General features: G+C 68.7%; 2 protein-coding genes and 1 pseudogene. All 3 read left to right on the forward strand.

What is annotated here, in order from left to right:
* Nucleotides 1-1,478: chitinase (locus OOT08_RS11235; protein ID WP_325092722.1), on the forward strand; the 1,478-nt coding region annotated here is incomplete at its 5' end.
* A gap of 271 nt (nt 1,479-1,749) precedes the next feature.
* Nucleotides 1,750-2,265 (forward strand): 50S ribosomal protein L10, encoded by a 516-nt coding sequence (gene rplJ / locus OOT08_RS11240; protein WP_325092723.1) that lies wholly within the window; start codon nt 1,750-1,752, stop codon nt 2,263-2,265.
* A gap of 68 nt (nt 2,266-2,333) precedes the next feature.
* A pseudogene (locus OOT08_RS11245) lies at nt 2,334-2,436 on the forward strand (50S ribosomal protein L7/L12); the annotation flags it as partial.

Here is a 2,436-nt window from a genome sequence, read left to right on the forward strand (position 1 = left end):
GGGGGATCTGGTGGGCCTGGGCCTCCTGGCAGGATCAGCAGGCCGCCCAGGAACGCACCCCCTGGACCGACGGCTACGTCGATGTGACCGCGACGCCCGCCTTTGCCTTCGAGGCCGTGAACGGCGAGGGCACCCCGAACAACGTTGCGCTCGCCTTCATCGTGGCGGGCGACGGCGCCTGCGAGCCGATGTGGGGCGGCGCGTACACCCTCGACGAGGCGGGCACTCAGCTCGACCTGGACCGGCGGCTCGAGCGCCTGCGCAATCTCGGCGGCTCCGCGATGATCTCCTTCGGCGGGGAACGCAACGAGGCACTCGCCCAGGTGTGCGCCGACCCCGGCGAGCTCGCTGAGGTGTACCGGACCGTGATCGACCGCTACCGAGTGCTCTCGATCGACATGGACGTCGAGGGTGACCTCCTGGCCGATCACGCGGCCGTCGCCCGCCAGGCCGAGGCCGTCGCCGCGGTGCAGCGCGAGCGTCGGGAGCGCCGGGACGCGGACAGCGGCCTCGATGTGTGGCTCACGCTGCCGATCGCGCAGACCGGGCTGACCCCGGACGGGGTGGAGGCGGTCCGCGCCTACCTGGCGGCGGGCGTCGACCTGGCCGGGGTGAACGCGATGACGATGAACTTCGGCCCGAACGCCGAGGAGACAACGATGGCGGAGCGCTCGATCGCGGCGCTTGAGGCCCTGCACCGCCAGCTCAACGCGGTGTACCGGGATGCGGAGTTGCCCCTGGGCTCCGCCGTGCTCTGGAGCAAGATCGCGGCGACCCCGATGCTCGGCCAGAACAACGTCCGCGCGGACGTCTTCACCCTGGACGACGCGAAGCGACTGAACCGCTTCGCCAACGAACGCGGCATGATCCGGCTGTCCATGTGGTCGCTGAACCGCGACCGGAGCTGCGCCGAGAACTGGGCGGACCACCGCGAGGTCTCGGACTCGTGCAGCGGCGTCGAGCAGGGCAACGCCTCCTTCGCCGGGGAGCTGCGCCACGACCGGGACGGCGAGATCCGGCACGACCCGAACGCCTCAGAGGGCCTGCGGCCCAGCGAAGCCGTGGACGACCCGGCGAAGAGCCCGTATCCGATCTGGTCGGCGGCGGCCGCGTACCCCGAGGGCAGCAAGGTGGTCTGGCGGCAGAGCGTCTATCGCGCCGCCTGGTGGACGCAGGGGGACACCCCGGACGATCCGACGGCGGCGGCCGGCGCGAACCCCTGGCGGCTCATCGGCCCCGTGCTGGCCGGGGAGACCCCCGTGCCGACGCCCGCGCTCCCCAGCGATGCGCTGCCCGCCTGGTCCCACGACGCCACCTACGAGAGCGGCGACCGGGTGCTCTTCGACGGGACGGGGTACGAGGCGCGCTGGTGGACGCGGGGCGACAGCCCGGACGCGGCGAAGGTCGTGCCGGACGCCTCGCCCTGGCGTCCGCTCACGGTGGACGAGATCCGGGAGATCGAGCACGCCGCCCGCTAACCCGGCCCGGGGCCGCAGCCTGAGGCGCTTCGGCTTGCGGTGTGGCCCCCGATGGCATAAGCTATCCCTTGGCCAAAGACCGTAGGTGCCGAGCTCGCGAGAGTTCGCCGAAGTTCACGTCAGTGAGACCCGCGCAGGTGCAGACCGAAGGATCCTCAAGTTCGCTTGACTCCCCAGCTCCGTGCGTGCGCGCCGGAGCTTTTTTCGTTCCCGGAGGTTGGCGGCCCGCCCCGCAATCGTGGGGCGGAAGCAATCAAGCATAGGGAGCGCCATGGCGACAAAGGATGCACGGGTTGCCGACCTTCAGAAGAAATTCGAAGAGTCGACTGCCGTACTGCTCACTGAGTACCGCGGGCTCACGGTAGGACAGCTGCGGGAACTCCGCACCAACATCCGTGAGAACGCCACGTACGCCGTGGCGAAGAACACGCTGACCAAGATCGCTGCGAACAACGCCGGTATCACCGCATTCGATGACGAGCTCGTGGGTCCCTCCGCGATCGCCTTCGTGCACGGTGACCCCGTCGCCGTTGCGAAGGGTCTCCGTGACTTTGCCAAGGCAAACCCTCTTCTGGTGATCAAGGGCGGCTACTTCGATGGCAAGCCCCTGACCGCCGCGGAGGTAGGCAAGCTCGCCGACCTCGAGTCCCGCGAAGTTCTGCTCGGCAAGCTTGCCGGCGCCTTCAAGGCCTCGCTGTTCGGAGCCGCATATCTGTTCAACGCACCGCTCGCTCAGGCCGCTCGCGGCTTCGGCGCGCTCCGCGACAAGCAGGAGTCCGCGAACTAGCTCACGCTGGTTCGATCGACACACACCATTTGCTCGCGGTGCGGGCACACTATTAAGGGAGAAATACTATGGCTAAGCTTTCCACCGAAGAGCTGCTCGAGCAGTTCAAGGGCCTGACCCTCATCGAGCTCTCCGAGTTCGTCAAGGCCTTCGAGGAGACCTTCGAGGTCT

Source organism: Leucobacter sp. M11, from assembly GCF_035726885.1.
Taxonomy (GTDB): domain Bacteria; phylum Actinomycetota; class Actinomycetes; order Actinomycetales; family Microbacteriaceae; genus JAPFRB01.